Source organism: Herbiconiux liangxiaofengii (assembly GCF_041927335.1).
GTDB lineage: Bacteria > Actinomycetota > Actinomycetes > Actinomycetales > Microbacteriaceae > Herbiconiux > Herbiconiux liangxiaofengii.
The window spans coordinates 22635-39654 of record NZ_JBHFHD010000006.1 but is presented as its reverse complement, the minus strand read 5'-3'; the positions used below and the strand labels follow the sequence as shown (position 1 = coordinate 39654).

At 70.8% G+C, this 17020-nt stretch carries 16 protein-coding genes and 1 tRNA gene; 9 read left to right on the top strand and 8 right to left on the bottom strand.

All coding sequences use genetic code 11. From position 1 onward, the window contains the following. Positions 1 to 9: 9 nt before the first annotated feature. The 3 genes from ACEXOR_RS03940 to mscL are packed head-to-tail and all read left to right on the top strand — an operon-like array spanning position 10 to position 1464. A complete protein-coding gene (locus ACEXOR_RS03940) occupies positions 10 to 594 on the top strand; it encodes a 5-formyltetrahydrofolate cyclo-ligase (RefSeq protein ID WP_374848087.1) in 585 nt (194 codons plus the stop codon). 59 nt (positions 595 to 653) lie between these two features. Beyond that, the gene (locus ACEXOR_RS03935) at positions 654 to 995 is read left to right on the top strand and encodes an FmdB family zinc ribbon protein (RefSeq protein WP_374848086.1); all 342 of its coding nucleotides are present in this window, start codon (positions 654 to 656) and stop codon (positions 993 to 995) included. A 10-nt stretch (positions 996 to 1005) separates the two neighbouring features. Next, complete coding sequence (gene mscL, locus ACEXOR_RS03930) at positions 1006 to 1464, top strand: large conductance mechanosensitive channel protein MscL (RefSeq protein ID WP_374848085.1); 459 nt, start codon at positions 1006 to 1008, stop codon at positions 1462 to 1464. 18 nt (positions 1465 to 1482) lie between these two features. On the opposite strand, the gene ACEXOR_RS03925 is transcribed toward mscL, so the two are convergent. The 3 genes from ACEXOR_RS03925 to ACEXOR_RS03915 form a co-directional block, all read right to left on the bottom strand. Further along, a complete protein-coding gene (locus ACEXOR_RS03925) occupies positions 1483 to 2340 on the bottom strand; it encodes a hypothetical protein (protein ID WP_374848084.1) in 858 nt (285 codons plus the stop codon). Positions 2341 to 2413: 73 nt separating this feature from the next. Then, positions 2414 to 2671 carry a hypothetical protein gene (locus ACEXOR_RS03920; RefSeq protein ID WP_374848083.1) on the bottom strand — a complete coding sequence of 86 codons (258 nt, stop codon included), beginning with the start codon at positions 2669 to 2671 and terminating at the stop codon, positions 2414 to 2416. Between the two features lie 2 nt (positions 2672 to 2673). Beyond that, entirely contained in the window at positions 2674 to 6459 is a 3786-nt protein-coding gene (locus tag ACEXOR_RS03915) for an AAA family ATPase (protein ID WP_374848082.1), read from the bottom strand. A 124-nt stretch (positions 6460 to 6583) separates the two neighbouring features. On the opposite strand from ACEXOR_RS03915, the gene ACEXOR_RS03910 reads away from it, so the two are divergent. Further along, complete coding sequence (locus ACEXOR_RS03910) at positions 6584 to 7687, top strand: LLM class flavin-dependent oxidoreductase (protein ID WP_374848081.1); 1104 nt, start codon at positions 6584 to 6586, stop codon at positions 7685 to 7687. A 27-nt stretch (positions 7688 to 7714) separates the two neighbouring features. Here the strand turns inward: ACEXOR_RS03910 and ACEXOR_RS03905 are convergent, their stop codons facing one another. After that, positions 7715 to 8458, bottom strand: coding sequence for a VIT1/CCC1 transporter family protein (locus tag ACEXOR_RS03905; protein ID WP_374848080.1), 744 nt, complete (start codon positions 8456 to 8458; stop codon positions 7715 to 7717). Between the two features lie 55 nt (positions 8459 to 8513). On the opposite strand from ACEXOR_RS03905, the gene ACEXOR_RS03900 reads away from it, so the two are divergent. Next, positions 8514 to 9131 carry a TetR/AcrR family transcriptional regulator gene (locus tag ACEXOR_RS03900; RefSeq protein ID WP_374848079.1) on the top strand — a complete coding sequence of 206 codons (618 nt, stop codon included), beginning with the start codon at positions 8514 to 8516 and terminating at the stop codon, positions 9129 to 9131. A 48-nt stretch (positions 9132 to 9179) separates the two neighbouring features. On the opposite strand, the gene ACEXOR_RS03895 is transcribed toward ACEXOR_RS03900, so the two are convergent. From ACEXOR_RS03895 to ACEXOR_RS03885, 3 genes are all read right to left on the bottom strand, one after another. Continuing rightward, positions 9180 to 10472 carry a GNAT family N-acetyltransferase gene (locus ACEXOR_RS03895; protein WP_374848078.1) on the bottom strand — a complete coding sequence of 431 codons (1293 nt, stop codon included), beginning with the start codon at positions 10470 to 10472 and terminating at the stop codon, positions 9180 to 9182. Positions 10473 to 10654: 182 nt separating this feature from the next. After that, positions 10655 to 10939: a GNAT family N-acetyltransferase gene (locus ACEXOR_RS03890; RefSeq protein ID WP_374848077.1), complete on the bottom strand. Its 285-nt coding sequence runs from the start codon at positions 10937 to 10939 to the stop codon at positions 10655 to 10657. Between the two features lie 21 nt (positions 10940 to 10960). Further along, entirely contained in the window at positions 10961 to 12241 is a 1281-nt protein-coding gene (locus ACEXOR_RS03885) for a hypothetical protein (protein ID WP_374848076.1), read from the bottom strand. An 85-nt stretch (positions 12242 to 12326) separates the two neighbouring features. Between ACEXOR_RS03885 and ACEXOR_RS03880 the strand changes: the two genes are divergently transcribed. Together ACEXOR_RS03880 and ACEXOR_RS03875 are read left to right on the top strand one after the other, a co-directional pair. Next, complete coding sequence (locus ACEXOR_RS03880) at positions 12327 to 13139, top strand: dienelactone hydrolase family protein (RefSeq protein ID WP_374848075.1); 813 nt, start codon at positions 12327 to 12329, stop codon at positions 13137 to 13139. 613 nt (positions 13140 to 13752) lie between these two features. Then, entirely contained in the window at positions 13753 to 15078 is a 1326-nt protein-coding gene (locus ACEXOR_RS03875) for an HNH endonuclease signature motif containing protein (protein WP_374848074.1), read from the top strand. A gap of 131 nt (positions 15079 to 15209) precedes the next feature. Here ACEXOR_RS03875 and ACEXOR_RS03870 read toward each other — a convergent pair. After that, positions 15210 to 15284 (bottom strand) — tRNA-Arg (locus ACEXOR_RS03870). Between the two features lie 84 nt (positions 15285 to 15368). Here ACEXOR_RS03870 and ACEXOR_RS03865 point away from each other — a divergent pair. Together ACEXOR_RS03865 and ACEXOR_RS03860 are read left to right on the top strand one after the other, a co-directional pair. Next, positions 15369 to 15953 carry a TetR/AcrR family transcriptional regulator gene (locus tag ACEXOR_RS03865; protein WP_374848073.1) on the top strand — a complete coding sequence of 195 codons (585 nt, stop codon included), beginning with the start codon at positions 15369 to 15371 and terminating at the stop codon, positions 15951 to 15953. Positions 15954 to 16042: 89 nt separating this feature from the next. Further along, positions 16043 to 17020 carry a zinc-binding dehydrogenase gene (locus tag ACEXOR_RS03860; protein WP_374848072.1) on the top strand — a complete coding sequence of 326 codons (978 nt, stop codon included), beginning with the start codon at positions 16043 to 16045 and terminating at the stop codon, positions 17018 to 17020.

The following is a 17020-nucleotide window of genomic DNA, read 5'->3' as shown; positions in this document are numbered from 1 at the left end:
AATCAGGGAATGGCCACCGACCTGAGCAACGACAAGCGGGCCCTGCGCGCCGAGCTGCGTGAACGCCGGCGCACCCGGCCCGCGCACGTGGTCGACGCCGCCGAGGCCGGCTTCACCGAGAACCTCATCAAGGTCGCGAGCGACACGGATGCGCGGGTCATCTCCGCCTACCTGTCCACCTCCTTCGAACCCAACACCCGGCCCTTCATCAACTGGGCCCTGGCCGACGGCCGACGGGTGCTGCTGCCGATCGCCCGCCAAGACGGGCTGCTCGACTGGGCGGAGGCCGACGGCGAGACCGAGACCGAGGGTCTCTACGGCCTGCCGGAGCCGGTCGGCGGCATCCTCGGCCCGATCGCGGTGAACGACGCCGACCTCATCGTCATCCCGGCCTCGGCCGTCGACTCCCGGGGCACCCGCATGGGCTGGGGCCGCGGGTACTTCGACCGCACGCTCGGCTCGATGGAGAAGTGCCCGCCCGTGTTCGCGGTCGTGTTCGACGACGAGATCCTCGACGAGGTGCCCCGCGAGGTGCACGACGCCCCTGTCGACGGGGCGGTCACGCCCACCCGCATCATCCGCTTCACCCGCTGAACCCGCCGGGCCGGCAGCCCGCACCACTGTTCATCCGCTCGCTTCACCCGGAGGCTTCCGTGCCCACCTACTCCTACCGCTGCACCGAGTGCGACAACGCGTTCGACATCCAGCAGGCCTTCACCGACGACACCCTCTCGGTCTGCGACGTGTGCGGCGGCAAGCTGCGCAAGGTGTTCAGCCCGGTGGGCGTGACGTTCAACGGCTCCGGGTTCTACCGCACCGATTCGCGGGCGAAGCCGGGTGGCGGGTCGGACTCGAAGTCGAGTTCGTCGTCGTCGGGGTCGTCGTCGGACTCGAAGTCGTCGGGGTCGTCATCCTCGTCCTCCTCCGACTCCGGCGGCTCCTCGAAGCCCGCCGCGGCCTCCTCGTCGTCGTCCTCCACGGGAGCCTCCTCCTAAACTGGTTCCCATGTTCAAGGGATTCAAGGAGTTCATCCTCCGCGGAAACGTCATCGACCTCGCGGTCGCCGTGGTCATCGGCGCCGCCTTCACCGCGGTGGTCGGCTCCATCGTCACGAACGTCTTCAACCCGATCATCGGCGCACTGTTCAAGGCCGATTCGCTCGACAACGCAGCCATCGTCACCATCGGCGAGGCGCAGATCAAGTTCGGCGCCGTGCTCGGCGCGATCATCCAGTTCCTGATCGTCGCGGCGATCGTCTACTTCGTGTTCGTGCTGCCGATCAACCACCTCAAGAAGGCCGCCTTCGCCATCAAGAAGACGCCGGCCGAGTCCCTGTCCGAGGAGAAGGAAGAGCTCCCGCCCACCGAGACCGAGCTGCTCATCCAGATCCGCGACCTCCTGGCGAACGACCGCGCCATCGCGGCGGGCGAACCCCCAGCCGCCGACCACCTCCCCAAGCACTGAACCCACCCCCGCGACTCGTCAATGCGTCTGCACCGGATTCAGGGCGGCGTCGACGGTACAGCCCGCCTCCCCGGCAGCGAGGGTCACGTCTTGGGGATGCCACACGCGCACCGTACCGTCCGCATGTCGAACACCCATCACGCAGTCCGTCGTCGACGAGATTCCCACGGCGGCTGCCAGGAGGCGGCCCCTCGCCAGTGATTCACGGGTGAGGTGCGACCCGTTGAGATCATTGCGAGGCACGGAGTCGTCGGGGAAGGCGTCTGCCAGCGCCGATTCGAGAGTCTCGGGGGCGGCGGCCGTGAGCACGGCCGTGAGTTTCTCGTAGGCATCATCCGGAAGAGCCGGAACGGGGGCCGGACTCGGCGGCGGCGTCGCGGGAGCCTCCGGACACGAGACCCGATCGGCCGTCGTGGGAGTCCACTCGAAGAAGGCGAACACCCGGAACGCGTAACAATCCGAGGCGTCACCGGCCTCGTGGTTGCCGCTTCCGAACGAGGCTCCGTTCTGGGCCTCGACGTGGGCGGTGATACGCAGCACGAAGCGAGCACCGTCCTCGTCCCGGGTCATCCCGTCCCAGGACAGCGCCTCGGCCACGATCCGGGCGGATCCGGTGACGGCGACATCCGATCCCTGGCTCGAATAGCGGTAGGCGAAGTCGGATGCCAGCACGTTGCGCGGGCGTGAGTCGTCGATCTCGGTCGCGATCCGAGTGGCTTCGGCAGCAACGGCATCCCGCGCGACGTCGTCTCCGGAGGGCTCGGCGAAGATCAGTGAGCACCCGGCCGACAGCACGGTCACGGCGGCACCGAGCACGAGGAGTCCCGCGCGGCGCGCACCGACGCGCCTGGCCTGCGTCGATGGTCTCCCCGTCATCCGATCCCCCGATCCTCGTGGGTTCAGTATCGGATGCCGCTCATGCCGACTCGGGAATGTCGCGGGGTGCGGGCTACCAGTGCGGCGGCACGTCTCGTTTGAGGCGGTCGTCGTTGGGGCCCGAGGAGCCCGCTGCTGCAGGTCGGTCGCCCCAGGACTCGTCGGTGTCCTCCGCCGCCCGCACGGGGGCGCGCTCGGGCAGCGCCTGCGGGGTGGGGTCGCTGCCGGGCGCGGCCGTGGTCGACACGCGGCGCCGGCCGGTGCGACGGATGCCCGGCGGCGTCCCGCCACCGGGAGCATCCGGCGGCCCACCGGCCGCGTGACGACCCACGGTCAGACGCGCACCGTGATCGGCGACGTCTCGACGAGGGCGAGCTCGCGCACGCCGATCACCGAGGCGATCCGGGCGGCCACGGCCTCCGGGTTGGTGAACAGCTCGAACGAGTGCACCCGCAGGTAGTGCCAGCCCAGACGGCGCAGCATGTCGGGACGAAGCCGCAGCGACTCGCGGAGCGAGGTGGAGTGAACCACCGCATCCGTCTCGATCGCGATGGCCCGGCCGTCGTGCGACGCCACGAGCGTGAGCTTGCCACGGTGCTCGAACGCCACCTCGAGGCCTCGGGCGCCGAGGCGCCGGGCGAGGTCGATGAGCAGGGCGTCGCCGGGGCTCGAGAACGTGTCGGGCGTGGGGCCCGACTCGGCCTCCTGCAGGATCTGGCGCAGCGCCACGACCCCGAAGTTCATGCGGTCCTCGTCGATGTCGGAGGGCATGAAGCAGCTGACGATGTCCATGGATCGACGGGCCCTCGTCATACCGACCGCAAGCAGTCGCTCGCCACCGGGACGAGCGAGCCCGCCGAAGTTCGTGAGCACGCGGCCGTGCGCCGTCTTGCCGTAGCCCACCGAGAAGATCACCCGATCGCGGCTCTGCGCCACCGACTGCTCGAGCGTGGCCACCATGAACGGCTCGGCACGCTCCTTCAGGATGAAGTCGGCCAGGTCGCTGCGCTTGGCGAACGCCGCCAGCACGGCCTGCTGCACGCGCACCGCGTGCCGGGGCGAGGCCGTGATGACCATCAGCGACTCGCGCGGGTAGTTGATGGCGTGGTCGAGCACGAGGCCCACCACCTCGTCGACCTCGGCGTCGACGCTCTCGACGGCACCCGTCTCGGAGTCGGGCATGCCGCCGCGACCCTCGACGTAGTGCAGCGCCAGGCTGCCGTGACCGAGGAAGGTGCCGGCCCAGGGCAGCGAGTCGATCTTGCCGCCGTAGAAGCGGTGGTTCACCAGTTCGGCGAGGTCTTCGCCGCCGGCACGGTAGCTGCGGGTGAGAGAGAGGGTGGGCACCAGGTCGGCCAGGCGCGCGAGCGCCGAGTCGGCGTGCAACTCCTCCACGATCTCGGCGTCGACGGCCGTGCGCGTGCGCAGGTCGTCGATGGGCCGGATGGCCACCTCGAAGTGCGAAGGCGTCTGCGTCACCGGGTCGCCGAACGCCACCACCTGGCGGCCTCGACGGATCGCGCCGACGTTCTCGGCCAGCGTGGTGGCGCCGGCGTCGACCAGCACCACGGTGTCGAAGGTGATGGCGTCGGTGATCTGCGGCACCTCGTACGGCGAGGCGAGCCACACCGGGGCGAGCGCCTTGCCGAGGTGCGGCGCGGCCTGGTGCAGGTTCGCCGAGGTCACCTTGTCGGTGCGCAGCAGGTCTTTGAGGGCGGTGGCCTCCATCGGGTGGTCGACGATGCCGACGCTCCAGGTCTCCGCCAGCTGCCAGGCGAGCAGCTGCCCGTTCATCGAGGCGTGCGCTTCGTCGACCAGCCGGAAGTCGCCCTCGAGCCGGTCGAGCACCCCCGTGTTCGCACCGAGCAGCGCGCGGTCGGCCGAGAGCATGAGCTCCAGCACCGACTGCCACCAGGCGAGCTCGAGCTCGTCGGGCACGGCCGCTTCGGGAACGTGGCGGTTCGACAGGTCGACGAGCAGCGGGTCGAGCGAGTGCTCGTGCAGCGAGTCGAGCAGGGCGGTGCGCTCCTGCAGGTTCGCGAGAACCTCGGAGTCGGCGGCCAGGCCCTCCACCATGCCGATCAGCTGGTCGATCGGCAGGGCGGCGAGGTGCTGGGCGGTGCCCACGCGGCCGAGCGGCAGATCGAGCTGCGCGAGGTCTTCGGTGACGCGCTGGAAGGCGACCTGCACGTCGTTGATGCCCACGGGGATCTCCGGCGGGATGCCCGCGGCGGCGTAGCGGTACCAGAGCGTGCGCTGCTGCTGGATGCGGCGGAGCGCCTCGTTGATGTCGCCGATGTGCACACCGGGGCGCACGTATTCGCGGGCGAGGGCCTTGAGCCGGCGACGGGATGTCGACGACATCTGCGGCGCATCCCGGCGCGGCGAGGTGGCGGCGATGAGGTCGGTGAGCGAGCGGTCGAACACCACCGGCAGGAACTTGTCGAGCGTCTCGCGCAGGTCGGCGAGCAGTCGCAGGTAGGTGCCGAGCTCGTTCAGCGAGGTGAACGGGCGCATGCGGGTCTGACCGATGAGGTCGTAGGCGCCGGTGAGCAGTCGCGGCAGGTCGGAGCGGTCGAGTCGCTTGGCGAGCTGGTGCGCCTTGTGCGCGTCGTCGCTCGACGTGAACTGCGCGCCGTACCAGGGCGAGTCGTCGGGCCCGTAGCGGAACTGGCCGAGCTCGGCGGCGCGGCTGAGCGTCTTGGCCGCCTTGGCACGCCCGGTGGCGAGCGACTCGAGGGCCGCCCGGTCGAGCCGGGCCGTGGTGGAGGGCGGGTTGGGCAGCAGGGCCAGCCGGGCGAGCTCGCGCAGGGCGTCGAGCACGGAGACCTTGAGTGTGGGGTCGACCCGCGACATCGAGGAGCGGTAGTCCAGCAGCACACCGCGCAGGCGCACGAGGGCCTCGTCGATGTCGGCCACCTTGGGCTGCGACGCCTTCTCGTTGCGCCCGATCGACTGGATCAGGTCGCGACGCAGCGTGCGCGGCGACACCGCGATGCCGGGCAGCCCCACGTCGCTGAGCCGGCGGCTGATGCCGCTGAGGCTCAGCCGGCGCGGGCTCACCACGAGCACCCGCTTGTTCTGCGACACGAGGGCGCCGATGGCGTTCACGATGGTCTGGGTGCCGCCGGTACCCGGCAGCGTCTTCACCACGATGGAGTTTCCGCCCGAGATCTGGGCGATCACGTTCTCCTGCTCGCTGTCGGCGTCCAGCAGCAGGGTGTCGGTGCCGGGGGCCCGGTGGTCCTGCGGCGAAGGCTCCACGGGGTGGTAGCCCTCCTGCACGGCGCGCCGTGAGCTGAAGTTGCCGGCCAGGGCGTCGAGCACCGGATGCGCGAGGTCGCCACTGTCGGCCAGCATCGCACTCGAGACATCCGCGAACGACGACACCACGAGGCGCGGCTGCACCGCGAACCAGGGCAGGTGGGAGGTGAGGCTGCGCAGCCGGTCGATCACGGGCTGCGGCTTGAAGACGCCGCTGGACTGGGCCAGCGCGACGAGGCTCTCGCCGTCGATCGTGATGTGGAACTGCTCCTGCAGGGCCCGCGCGAGCACGGGGTTCACGAACGGCGTACCGCGGAGCTTGAGCTCGAAATCACGACCGTAGCGGCGCACCGAGATCGGGCGCAGCAGCACCGGAGCGCGGAACTGCTTGGCCTCCGCCTCGGAACCGTCGGCGTTCGGCGCCCGCCACTCGGCCAGGCCGATGGCCAGGTGCACGGAGTCGATCCCGCGCACGGAGCGCAGCTCGACCCCCTTGTCGGTGATGGCACCCGCCGCGATCCGGGCGTTGCGGAGGGCCAGCTCGTCGCGGATGAGGCTCGACAGCAGCGTCGAGTTACCCGTGATGAACTGCGCCAGACCACCCGGATGCGTGGTGCTGAGCTCGATTCGCGACCGCGGGGAGTCGTCGAAGGCGATCAGCGGCGACTCGCCACCGAGAGCTCCGATCTCCGCGCGCCACTGATCCCGAGCGGGTTCGACGAGGCTCTCGGTCGTGAACACCTGTCCGATCGGGCCACCGGCAGTGGACTGCCCGGCGCGGCCCCAGGCCGACTCGACGGAGTCGGGGGCAGACGTCGGATCGTCTGCTTCTCGTTTCTTATCGGCACGCCACACACCGCCACAGTACGTGCGACCTCGCCGAACAGGCCGCAATTGCGGGCGAGTTTCGCGAAGTTCCGGGGCAGAAGGGCCCTCAATGCGGAATATTCTCCCCGCAGGACCCGCTGAACAGATCGATATGACTGCGCTCTCGGTACTCGATCTCATCCCCGTCCGCTCCCGCCAGACGACGGGAGACGCCGTCGCCGCGAGCCTCGAGCTCGTGCGCGCGGCCGAACGGCTCGGCTTCACCCGCTACTGGGTGGCGGAGCACCACAACATGCTCTCGGTGGCGTCGACCTCGCCGGCCACGCTGATCGCGCACTTCGCGGCGGCCACCGAGCGCATCCGGCTCGGCTCGGGCGGCGTCATGCTGCCCAACCACGCCCCGCTCACCATCGCCGAGCAGTTCGCCCTGCTCGAGGCCATGCACCCCGGGCGCATCGACCTGGGGCTCGGGCGTGCTCCGGGCTCCGACCCGGTCACGGCCTACATGCTGCGCGGTCAGCGGTCGACGACGGATGCCGACCCCGCAGCCTCGTTCCCCACCGACGTCGAGACGGTGGCGGCGCTGCTCGGTTCCGATCGCGCCGGCGGCCAGGAGTTCGGCGACGACCAGCCCTCGGTGGGACTGGACATCAGGGGCCGGTCGTACGAGCTGAAGGCGACCCCGCGCATCCGCACCGCCCCCGACCTGTGGCTGCTGGGGTCGAGCGACTACAGCGCCACCCTGGCGGCGAAGCTCGGCACGGCGTTCGTGTTCGCGAACCACTTCGGCCAGCCCGGCATCGAGCGTGCACTGGCGATCTACCGCGACACCTTCCAGCCGTCCGAGGCGCTGGCGGCCCCGAAGACCCTGCTCACGGTGAACACCTCCGTGGCGGCCACCGCCGACGAGGCCTACCGGCGAGCACTCCCCCAGCTGATCACCATGGCGCGGCTGCGCACCGGCGGAGCCCTGCTGCCACAGCTCACGGTGGAGGAGGCCGCGGCCACGGTGCTCAGCCCCCTGGAGGAGCAGTCGGTGTCCGACCAGTCCCGGGTGTGGCTGATCGGAACGCCGGAGCAGGTGGAGGGCCGCATCCGTGCCCTCTCGGAGCGCCACGGCGTCGACGAGGTGATGGTGTCGCCGGTCGGCGGTGCGCTCGAGTCCGACGGGCCGCGCGAGTCGCCCGCGCGCATCGAGACCCTCGAGCTCATCGCCAGCCGGTTCCCGGAGCTCTCGCTCCAGCCCGTGGGCTGAGGCCGCCAGCCCGTGTGGCGGTGACGGCTACACGACGCCCGAGGTGCCGAGCAGGGTGCCCACCGCGAAGGTCGCCGCGAGGGCGAGCGCTCCGCCGATCACCACCCGGAGCGTGGCGCGCAGCACCCGGGCGCGCCCGATCCACGCGCTCGTCGCCCCGGTGAGGGCCAAGGCGACGAGCACCACGGTGACCGTGAGCGGGATGCGCACCTCGGCCGGCAGCAGCAGGATGGCCAGGAACGGCAGCAGCGCACCGATCGTGAAGGCGATCGCCGAGGCCCCTGCGGCCTGCCACGGGCTCGGCAGGTCGTCCTGGTCGATGTTCAGTTCGGCCTGGAGGTGGGCGGCGAGCGCGTCGTGGGCCGTGAGCTCCCTGGCCACGGCCGCCGCGGTCTCGGGGCTCAGGCCCCGGGCCCGGTAGAGGCCCGCCAGCTCTTCGAGCTCGGCCTCGGGCATCTCGGCGAGCTCCTGGCGCTCTTTCGCGATGAGCGAGCGCTGACTGTCGGACTGGCTGCTCACCGACACGTACTCGCCGAGCGCCATCGAGATGGCACCGCCCACCAGGGCAGCCGCCCCGGCTGTCGCGACGGGGCCGAGTCCGGCGCCGCCGTCGGGCGGCAGGGCCGCCGCCACCCCGATCACGACGGCCGCCACCGAGACGATGCCGTCGTTGGCCCCGAGAACCCCGGCACGCAGCCAGTTCAGCCGGGCCGCCGTGCCGTCGGCGTGCGGCTCGGCCGGGTGCCCGCCGGGGGTGATGGCTGAGGTCATGACTCATGAAAGCACAGCAGCCGGGGTAGAACGAGCGTTCCCGTAGACTGCGGGGATGCCCGAATCCGTCGTCGCCTCCCGGGCCTCGACCGCCCGGGTGTCGGCAGCCCGCGAGCGACTGCTGCGCGTCGCCTCCGAGCTGTTCTACCGTGAGGGCATCCACCGAGTGGGCCTCGACCGGGTGCTCACCGAGGCGCAGGTGACGCGCGCCACGATGTACCGCTATTTTCCGGGCAAGGAGGCCCTCGTCGCGGCTTACCTCACGCGCGAGGACGAGACGGTACGCGCCCAGGTGAAAGCCACCCGGCAGGCGGCCACCCCTCCCCATGCCGACGAGCCGGAGCCGCGCGCCTTCCTCGAACTCCTGATCGAGGCGATCGCCGACGACATCGTGCGTCACCACGACCGTGGCTGCCCGTTCATCAACGCGGCCGTCGAGTACCCGGATGCGCACAGCCCGATCCGCGAGATCGTCACGCGGCACCGCGTCTGGTTCCGCAGCACGCTCGGCGATGCGCTCGCGGCGGCCGGCACCGTACCGGCCGATTCCGGGGCTGCCGCCGGAGCCCTGGTGCTGCTCCGCGACGCGGCCCTGGTGGGCGCCTACCTCGACGGTGCCGAGATCGTGCGCCCCGTGTTCATCGCCCAGGCCCGTGCCGCCGCCGGCCTCTGACCAGCATTTCCGCAGCGTCATCCCGGCCGGGTGAGCGACCGACCTGCGTCAGAAGTGCGAGATTCCGTAGAGCGGCGCCACGGGCTGCAGCAGCGCGCGCACCCGCTGCACCGCTCCGGGCGTGAGCGGCCGGAGCCGACCCGCCGCCGCCAGCACCCGCGGATCGGCTCCACCCAGGTACAACGCCCCCAGCGCCGCCGCATCCAGCACTGCATCGGCCTCGGCCGAGTCGTCGCGGCGCACCTCGGCCCGGCCCGACGTCACCCGCAGCTCGAACGTGCCTGCGGCGTAGCCGAGCGCATCCGTCACCTGCAGCACCACCCGGCCGTCGGCCAGGTAGCCCCGGGCCTCGAATGCGCTCTTCACGTCGAGCACCCGCAGCCACACCCAGTCCTCCACGAAGCCGGTGCGAACCAGGCGCGAATCGGTGATGGCCCAGGGCAGCGGATCGTCGACGGGGGCGAACTCCCACTCCACCCGCGTCACCAGGTCGACGGATGCGAGAAAGTCCCACAGTCCCAGATAGGCCGCGTCGTCAGCCGCCACGAGGTCGATGATCTCGAGCGCGTGCGGTTCCGTCTCCCAGCCCTTGAACTTGTACGACACGTAGCCGTCGACCGTTCCGCTGTCGTCGTAGTGCGCGGCCGCGTAGACCGCGGGGTCGGGCTCGCCCTTGTCGTCGTCGGCACCGCTCACCCTGTCCCAGTACTTGGCGTGCCGATCGATCGACCCCGGATGCGCGGCGTGGAACCGTGCGAACACCTCCGGCCCCAGGGTGCGCAGCTCGGCGGCCTCGATGAGCTCGCACCGCCCGCTCGGCTCCTCGATCATCCGGAACCGCGCGTCGGTGGTGACCACCACGTGGCGCACCCAGGTGGCCTCGCCGAAGCCGAACCGGCGGTAGATGCCGGCCTCCGACGCGGTGAGGGCGGCCACGGCGTAGCCGTCGTCGACCGCCTGCTTCAGATCGGCGGTCATCATGCCCCTGAGCAGTCCGCGGCGGCGGTGCGTGGGGCGCACGGTGACGTTGGAGACGAGGTGCACCGGCAGGAGCTCGGGCCCGCCGACGTTGAGGGTGCCCGGGAACCAGGCGAACGTGGCCACGGGGGTGTCGGCCCCGAGGGCACCGGCCGGAGCCGTCGGCGCGTAGGCGCCGGTGAGGCGGCGGCCGTCGGCGGCCAGGCGCTCGGCGGAGCGGGCGAGCACCTTCGCGCTCATGCGCGGGTCGTGGAAGCCCCGGTTCTCGGCGTCGATCCACGCGGCGGTGGCCGGGTCGGCGGCGCCGGCGGCGTCGAGTGCTGCGGGGAAGGTGCGGAGGTCGTAGTCATCGATGGAACCCATGGCTCAAGGCTATTGGCTCCCTCCGACTCTGCGAGCGGGGGCCGTTCGCCGCTCGCTGTCGGCCACCGTGCACCGAAGGCTGAGCAACGCCACCGACTGCCGAACTGCCGGTTAACGAATGGTGGAGAGGGCCGAAGCCCTCCCCACCACAGAGCCTAGCAACCCGCGGAGGGCGACGCCAATCAGCGGCTGAGCAGCCCGGCGCGCTCCGGATGCTCGTCGAACCACTTGCCCACGTACCAGCACATGGGCACCACCCGGTACGAGGTGTTCTCCTCCACGTCGTCGACGGCGAACGCCACGATCTCGCCGGCGTAGCCGTGACCGCGCTGCTTCGGGTCGGTGAAGGTGTGGGTGAACGAGATCTGCTCGCCGCCGACCACGTAGTCGACTGCACTCACGAGGTCGCCGTCGACCCGCATCACGTAGCGGTTGGCCTCGGTGTCGTGCTGGAATTCGCGTGCCATTCCTTCACCCTACGCCCGCGTTCAGCGCGGCAGGCCGGCCTCGTCGAGCTGCACCAGGCCGGCGTACTCGGTGTCGAGCGCCGCCTCCAGCTGATCCTCCTGGGCGATCGACCCGGTGAGCGCCGCCTCGCGATCGGCGTACGACGTGGCCCGCCCGTCGAGCTCGACCTGCAGCCCCGCGAGGTAATCTCCCCAGGGTTCGGCGAACTCGCCGTCGTCGCCCACGCGGTAGAGCCGCGACTGCTCGTCGGCCGGCCGCGCCTCGTAGTCGGTCACCTGACCGGCCAGCATCTCCCGATCGGTGGCGAGCTGAGCCGTGTCGGCGTCGAGCTGCGCCCGTTCCTGCGCGTTCGCCTGCGTGAGGGCACTCAGCTCGGTGGCGTGCGTCTCGTAGGCCGCCCATCCGTTCGTCAGGGTCGACTGCAGGGTGGAGTCGAGGTCGGCAATGGTCTGCCGCGCCGTGAAGTACCGCGCATAGAAGGCCTCGAGCTCGGGGTCGAGAGGGCCGGCGCCGGTGTTCTGGCTGCCGAGGTAGGCGAACAGCTCGGTGGCACGGTTGAACCGGTCGTCGCCGACCGAGCCGGTGATCTGCTCCTGCACGGGGTCGTCGGCCGGGATGCGCGAATACTGCGCTTCGAGCAGCGGGCGCAGCGTGCCCTGCTCGTCGTCGGTGAGGCGTGCCCACACGGCGTGCAGCAGTTCGTGGGCGGCCGTGGTCGTCATCTGCGAGTCGAGCCGGGCGTCTTCGGGGTGGAAGATCGCGATCCTCTCCGGGGGCGAGGAGTAGCAGCCGATCGGGTCTTCTGAGCCGTCAGCCGGCGCATCCGGGTCGCCGCAGACGGCGAGGAACAGGGTGGCGTCGAGCACCTCGGGCCGGGCGGCGTAGAAGATCTGCTGGCCCTCGTCGGTGAGCTGCAGGCCGGTGGCGATGGCACTCACGGCGAGGCTCGGCTGATAGGGCGCGTCGAGGGCGGCACCCCGCTGCCCGAGGGAGCCGAACGCCCCGGTGAGGTGGAAGGCCACGCCACCGGCGAGCAGCATCGCGAAGAACACGATCGAGAGCACGGCTCCGCGCCGACGGCGGCGCTGGGCCGCCAGGTCGCGCACCCACGGGCTGTTCTCCTGCACGAGGCGCTCCCACGCGGCGTGCTCGGAGCTGCCCTCCGCGAGCCGCTCGCCGTACTGCGGCGCACGGGATCTGTCGGCGGCCCCCTCGTCGGCGGCACTCGCCGCCGCGTCGGGCGTCGGCTGCCCGTGTCGGGGCCTCGGCTGTTCCGGTCCCCCCGGTTCGAACAACGTCACCTGCGGATTATGGCAGACCCGGATGTCGCCGCTGAGCCGTCTCACCATCGCGACTCCGGGCATCCGTTCGGCGGATAATGGCGGCATGACCGGCGCCGCCCCCACGTCCACCCTCGAGGGCTGGGTGCGCGCCCCGTTCTCCGATGGCACCCGCACCTACGACTGCTACGAGAAGGGGTCAGGCCCCGGGGTCGTGCTCATCCCGGAGCTGCCCGGCATCACGCCGGAGGTGCTGGGCCTCGCCGAGCATCTGGTCGACGAGGGGTTCACGGTCGTCGCGCCCTCGCCGTTCGGCGTGCCGGAGAAGGAGGGAACGCCCGGGTACACGCTGCGCACGGTCGCGCGCATCTGCGTCAGCGCCGAGTTCGGGGCTTTCGCGCTGAATTTGGAGCGTCCGATCACGACGTTCTTCCGGGCGGTCGCCGCCGACCTGAACGCCCGCACGCCCGGCGCCGGGGTGGGCGTGATCGGGATGTGCTTCACCGCGGGTTTCGCACTGGCGACCGCGGTCGACGACTCGGTGCTCGCATCCGTCGTCAGCCAGCCGGCGGCGCCCTTCCCCCTCGGGAAGGCGCGGCAGGCCGACCCGGGCCTCTCGTCGTCGGAGCTCGACGTGGTTGCGGCGCGAGCGACCGGCGCCGGCTTCTGCGCACTGGGTCTGCGGTTCTCGGAGGACCCCAACTCGCCGCGCCCGCGCTTCGAGACCCTCGCGCGACGCCTCGGAGACGCCTTCGAGGTGATCGAGCTCGACTCCTCCCCCGGCAACGCCGGCGGCTTCTCGCGCCGCGCGCACTCGGTGCTCACCAGCGAGGTGCGGGAGACGCCGGGGCATCCGGCGCTGGCGGCGCGGGAGCGGGTGGTCGCGTTCCTGCGCGAGCGGCTCGCGGCGAAGGCCTGACGCGCGGCCGACCCGAACCCACGCCCTGATGCGGCGGTCGCCCAGAACGCCACTGTGAGCGGAGCGCCGGCCTCCATGCCGCAGCACTTCGAGTTCGCCAGCGGAACGCTGGGTGACGTACGACCGTGCAGGCACCTCATCCCCGGGCCCGGCTCTCGGCGCAGCCAGCCCGGCTGCTCGGCCTGGTCTTCACGGGTCGTGCTGGCCGCTGTTCTTCTCGTCACCGTGGCCGTCTCCTCCGCGATGCTGGGCCGTTCACAGGCTCAGATGTGGTCTGTGGTCTGCGGTCGTCGGCCTGCTGTCGCTCGCCGGCCCAACAGACGACGATGACGCGTCAGTGCGAGCTCACTCATCCGTCGGTGAATCTCTCGAAAAGGCAACCACATCCATCTCGGGCAAGCGCGGCGCGCGCGGCAGTCCCGGTCGGGTCTCGGGAGCTTTGTGTTCCGGGTGTGGGGTGCTGCCGCGCGCTTCGCGCTTGCCCTCGATGACCGTGGCTGGGTCGGGCGGATGTCGGCCGGTTGTGGTAGCGCGGTAACGACGGAGAATCGTGGGTTGATCTGGTGTTTTGATTGATTCTCGGGTGCCGCCGCGATACAATTGAGGCACGCTCATGAACCAGTCTGTTGCTTTCAACCCCGTTCCGTCCGATCCCACCGCTGGTGGGACTCGGGAGTCGATGCTGCGCGGCATCGGAGCGGATGCGGACGAGGTGGCAGTGATCCAACGCGAGCAGGCGATGTTGGATGCGCGGGCGGTGGTTCGGTTGGCGGCGGCGGCGCGGAAGGCGAACTGGGTCGCCGGGTTGCCGGGTGGGTCGTTGCAGCATGCGCGTCGGTCGTTGGTCGCGGAGATCGCAACCACGTTGCGCATTCCGGAACGCACTGCTGGGCAGCGGATCGATGACGCGGAGATGCTGTGCGACTTCCTGCCGCTGACCTTGGAGGCCCTCGAGCGGGGTGAGATCACGTATCGGCACGCGCAGGCGGTGGTGCGGCAGGCCCGCACCCTCCCCGAAGGCGCTCGCGCCGAGTTCGAAACGATCGCGCTCGTGAACGCGGAGTCCCAGACGCCGACCCAGTTGTCCACGCATGCCCGGAACGTGCGGGAGCGGATGCACCCGGACTCGATCGATACCCGCCACCACGAGGCCCGGGACGAGCGGGGCGTGTGGGTGGAGAAGGAACTCGACGGGATGGCCACGCTGGTGTGTCACCTGCCCGCCGTGTCAGCACTCGCGATCGACGACACTCTCGATCAGCTCGCCCGCGGGTTGCGGGCACCCGACGAAGCCCGCACTCACGCGCAGCTCCGCGCCGACAGCCTCACCGACCTCCTCCTGGATCGGGACGGCGAAACCGCCACCCGAGCCCGGGGGATCACGGCGAACATCGCCGTCACCGTCCCCGTGATGACGCTGCTGGGTCACGGCGCGGAGGCTGGGGAGTTGGCGGGTTATGGGCCGATCGATACCGACACGGCCCGCCGCCTGGTCGCGGGGGCGCCGTCGGTTCTGCGGATCCTGACCGACCCGGCCACCGGCACCCGGTTCACCGTCGGCCGAGAACGCTACAAAGTCCCGGCCGACCTTCGTGCGGCGGTGATCATGGATGACCAGACCTGCCGGTTCCCGGGCTGCACCCGAGACGCCGCCCGATGCGACCTGGACCACACCGTCGATTGGGCCAACGGTGGTCACACCAGTTTGGACAACCTCGCCGCACTATGTCGAAGGCATCACACGCTGAAACACCAAACCGACTGGCAAGTCACCGGCGGGGAAGGCCGAGCGTTGCACTGGACCTCACCCTCGGGCGCCCGCCACACCACCACGCCACCCGAACACCCACCCACGCGACACGCAACACCCACCGCGACACCCGCTGCCGCGCGCATCCCGGGATCCGTCCGACCCCTGCCCGACACCCCGCCCTTCTGAGCAGGCGAATGGAGCCACAGTCGTAACCGCTCGCAGAACACGCAGCGGCGAGATCATGAGCGCCTCAGGTGCTGATCGCAGGCACAAAGAAGACGATCTCAGCGCGCAAATCGGAGCCATGAACAAATAGCTGGTGCCCCTGGAGGGACTCGAACCCCCAACCCTTTCCTTAGGACGGAACTGCTCTTCCATTGAGCTACAGAGGCTGACCCGCTCAGTTTAGCGGGCCGACCCGGGAAGCGGGGAGGCTTTGCTAGACGACCGGTCTATTTTGTTCTAGGATCATAACCATGACCCTCACCGCCAAGGCCGAGCTCACGCGCGATGCCATCCTCGCCGCCGGCGAGGAGCTCATCCTCGCCAAGGGCTTCACCGGCGTCGGCCTGCAGGAGATCCTCTCCACCTGCGGCGTCCCGAAGGGCTCGTTCTACCACTACTTCGCTTCGAAGGAGGGGTTCGGCGTCGCGGTGCTCGACCGCTACGTCGAGACCTACCTCGAAGCGGTGGGCGCACTGCTCGAGCGGCCGGGAACGGCCCACGAGCGGCTGACGCTCCTGGCCGAGGCCTGGGCCGGTCGCGTGGGCAGCGCCTCCGCCGACCGGTGCCTCGTGGTGAAGCTCGCCGCCGAGGTGTCCGACTTCTCGGAGCCCATGCGGCTGTCACTCGCCGGCGGTGTCGGCCGTCTCGTCGACCTGCTCGCATCCGTCGTCGCCGTCGGCCAGGCCGAGGGGTCGGTCACGAGCGGCCGACCCGCCCGCGAGCTCGCCGAGTCGCTCTACGAGCTCTGGCTCGGAGCCGCGCTGCTGGATCGACTGGCCCGCGACGGCTCGCCGTTCGACTCCGCGCTGCGCACGACCGCCGTGCTGCTCGACTGAGCAGACCAGCAGGCCGGGCGGCGCCCACGCCCCCGCCGACACAACCGCCAACGTCCATCCATCCGATCCCCACCCGAAGGAGCCGCACCATGCGCGCACTCACCCACTCCACGTTCGCCGACGCCACCGAGGTGCTCGACGTCGTCGAGCTCCCCCTGCCCACCCCCGGCCCCGGCGAGGTGCGCGTGCGCACCGTGCTCTCCCCCATCCACAACCATGACCTCTGGACGATCCGTGGCACCTACGGCTTCAAGCCCGAGCTCCCCGCCGCAGCCGGCACCGAGGCTGTGGGCATCGTCGACGCGCTCGGCGACGGCGTCAGCGGTCTCACCGTGGGCCAGCGGGTCGCCACCGGCGGCACCTTCGGCGTGTGGGCCGAGTACTTCGTGGCGAAGGCCGCCGGACTCGTGCCGGTGCCCGACTCGGTGAGCGACGAGACCGCCGCGCAGCTCATCTCGATGCCGTTCAGTGCCCTCAGCCTTCTCGACTTCCTCGACGTTCAGCCCGGCGAATGGATCGTGCAGAACACGGCCAACGGCGCCGTGGGCAAGCTCGTCGCCCAGTTCGCCGCCGCCCGGGGCGTGAAGGTGCTCGGCCTCGTGCGCCGCGCCGCCGGTGTCGACGAGCTGGCCGCCCTCGGCATCCACGACATCGTGGCCACCGACGACGACGGCTGGCGCGAGCGCGTCGCCGCCGTACTCGACGGCGCGAGCCCCCGCGCCGCCGTCGACTCCGTGGGCGGTCCGGCTGCCGGCGACTTGCTGTCGCTGCTCGGCGACGGCGGCACCCTCGTGTCGTTCGGCGCCATGGCCTCGGGAGCGCTCGAGCTCTCCTCGGGCGACCTCATCTTCAAGCAGGCCACGGTGAAGGGCTTCTGGGGCAGCCGCGTGAGCCAGGACATGGATGCCGCCAAGCGTGGTGCCCTGTTCGGCGAACTCATCCAGCGCATCAGCTCGGGCGAGGTCGACCTGCCCGTGGAGGCCGTGTTCCCGATCGACGAGGCGCGCGCCGCCGCCGCCGCGAGCGCGGTTCCCGGTCGCGCCGGGAAGATCCTGCTCAGCTTCTGA

Coding starts and splice junctions, on each gene's coding strand:
- ACEXOR_RS03940 (WP_374848087.1), top strand. CDS start 10: ATGGCCACCGACCTGAGCAACGACAAGCGGGCCCTGCGCGCCGAGCTG.
- mscL (WP_374848085.1), top strand. CDS start 1,006: ATGTTCAAGGGATTCAAGGAGTTCATCCTCCGCGGAAACGTCATCGAC.
- ACEXOR_RS03925 (WP_374848084.1), bottom strand. CDS start 2,340: ATGACGGGGAGACCATCGACGCAGGCCAGGCGCGTCGGTGCGCGCCGC.
- ACEXOR_RS03910 (WP_374848081.1), top strand. CDS start 6,584: ATGACTGCGCTCTCGGTACTCGATCTCATCCCCGTCCGCTCCCGCCAG.
- ACEXOR_RS03905 (WP_374848080.1), bottom strand. CDS start 8,458: ATGACCTCAGCCATCACCCCCGGCGGGCACCCGGCCGAGCCGCACGCC.
- ACEXOR_RS03900 (WP_374848079.1), top strand. CDS start 8,514: ATGCCCGAATCCGTCGTCGCCTCCCGGGCCTCGACCGCCCGGGTGTCG.
- ACEXOR_RS03895 (WP_374848078.1), bottom strand. CDS start 10,472: ATGGGTTCCATCGATGACTACGACCTCCGCACCTTCCCCGCAGCACTC.
- ACEXOR_RS03890 (WP_374848077.1), bottom strand. CDS start 10,939: ATGGCACGCGAATTCCAGCACGACACCGAGGCCAACCGCTACGTGATG.
- ACEXOR_RS03880 (WP_374848075.1), top strand. CDS start 12,327: ATGACCGGCGCCGCCCCCACGTCCACCCTCGAGGGCTGGGTGCGCGCC.
- ACEXOR_RS03875 (WP_374848074.1), top strand. CDS start 13,753: ATGAACCAGTCTGTTGCTTTCAACCCCGTTCCGTCCGATCCCACCGCT.
- ACEXOR_RS03865 (WP_374848073.1), top strand. CDS start 15,369: ATGACCCTCACCGCCAAGGCCGAGCTCACGCGCGATGCCATCCTCGCC.
- ACEXOR_RS03860 (WP_374848072.1), top strand. CDS start 16,043: ATGCGCGCACTCACCCACTCCACGTTCGCCGACGCCACCGAGGTGCTC.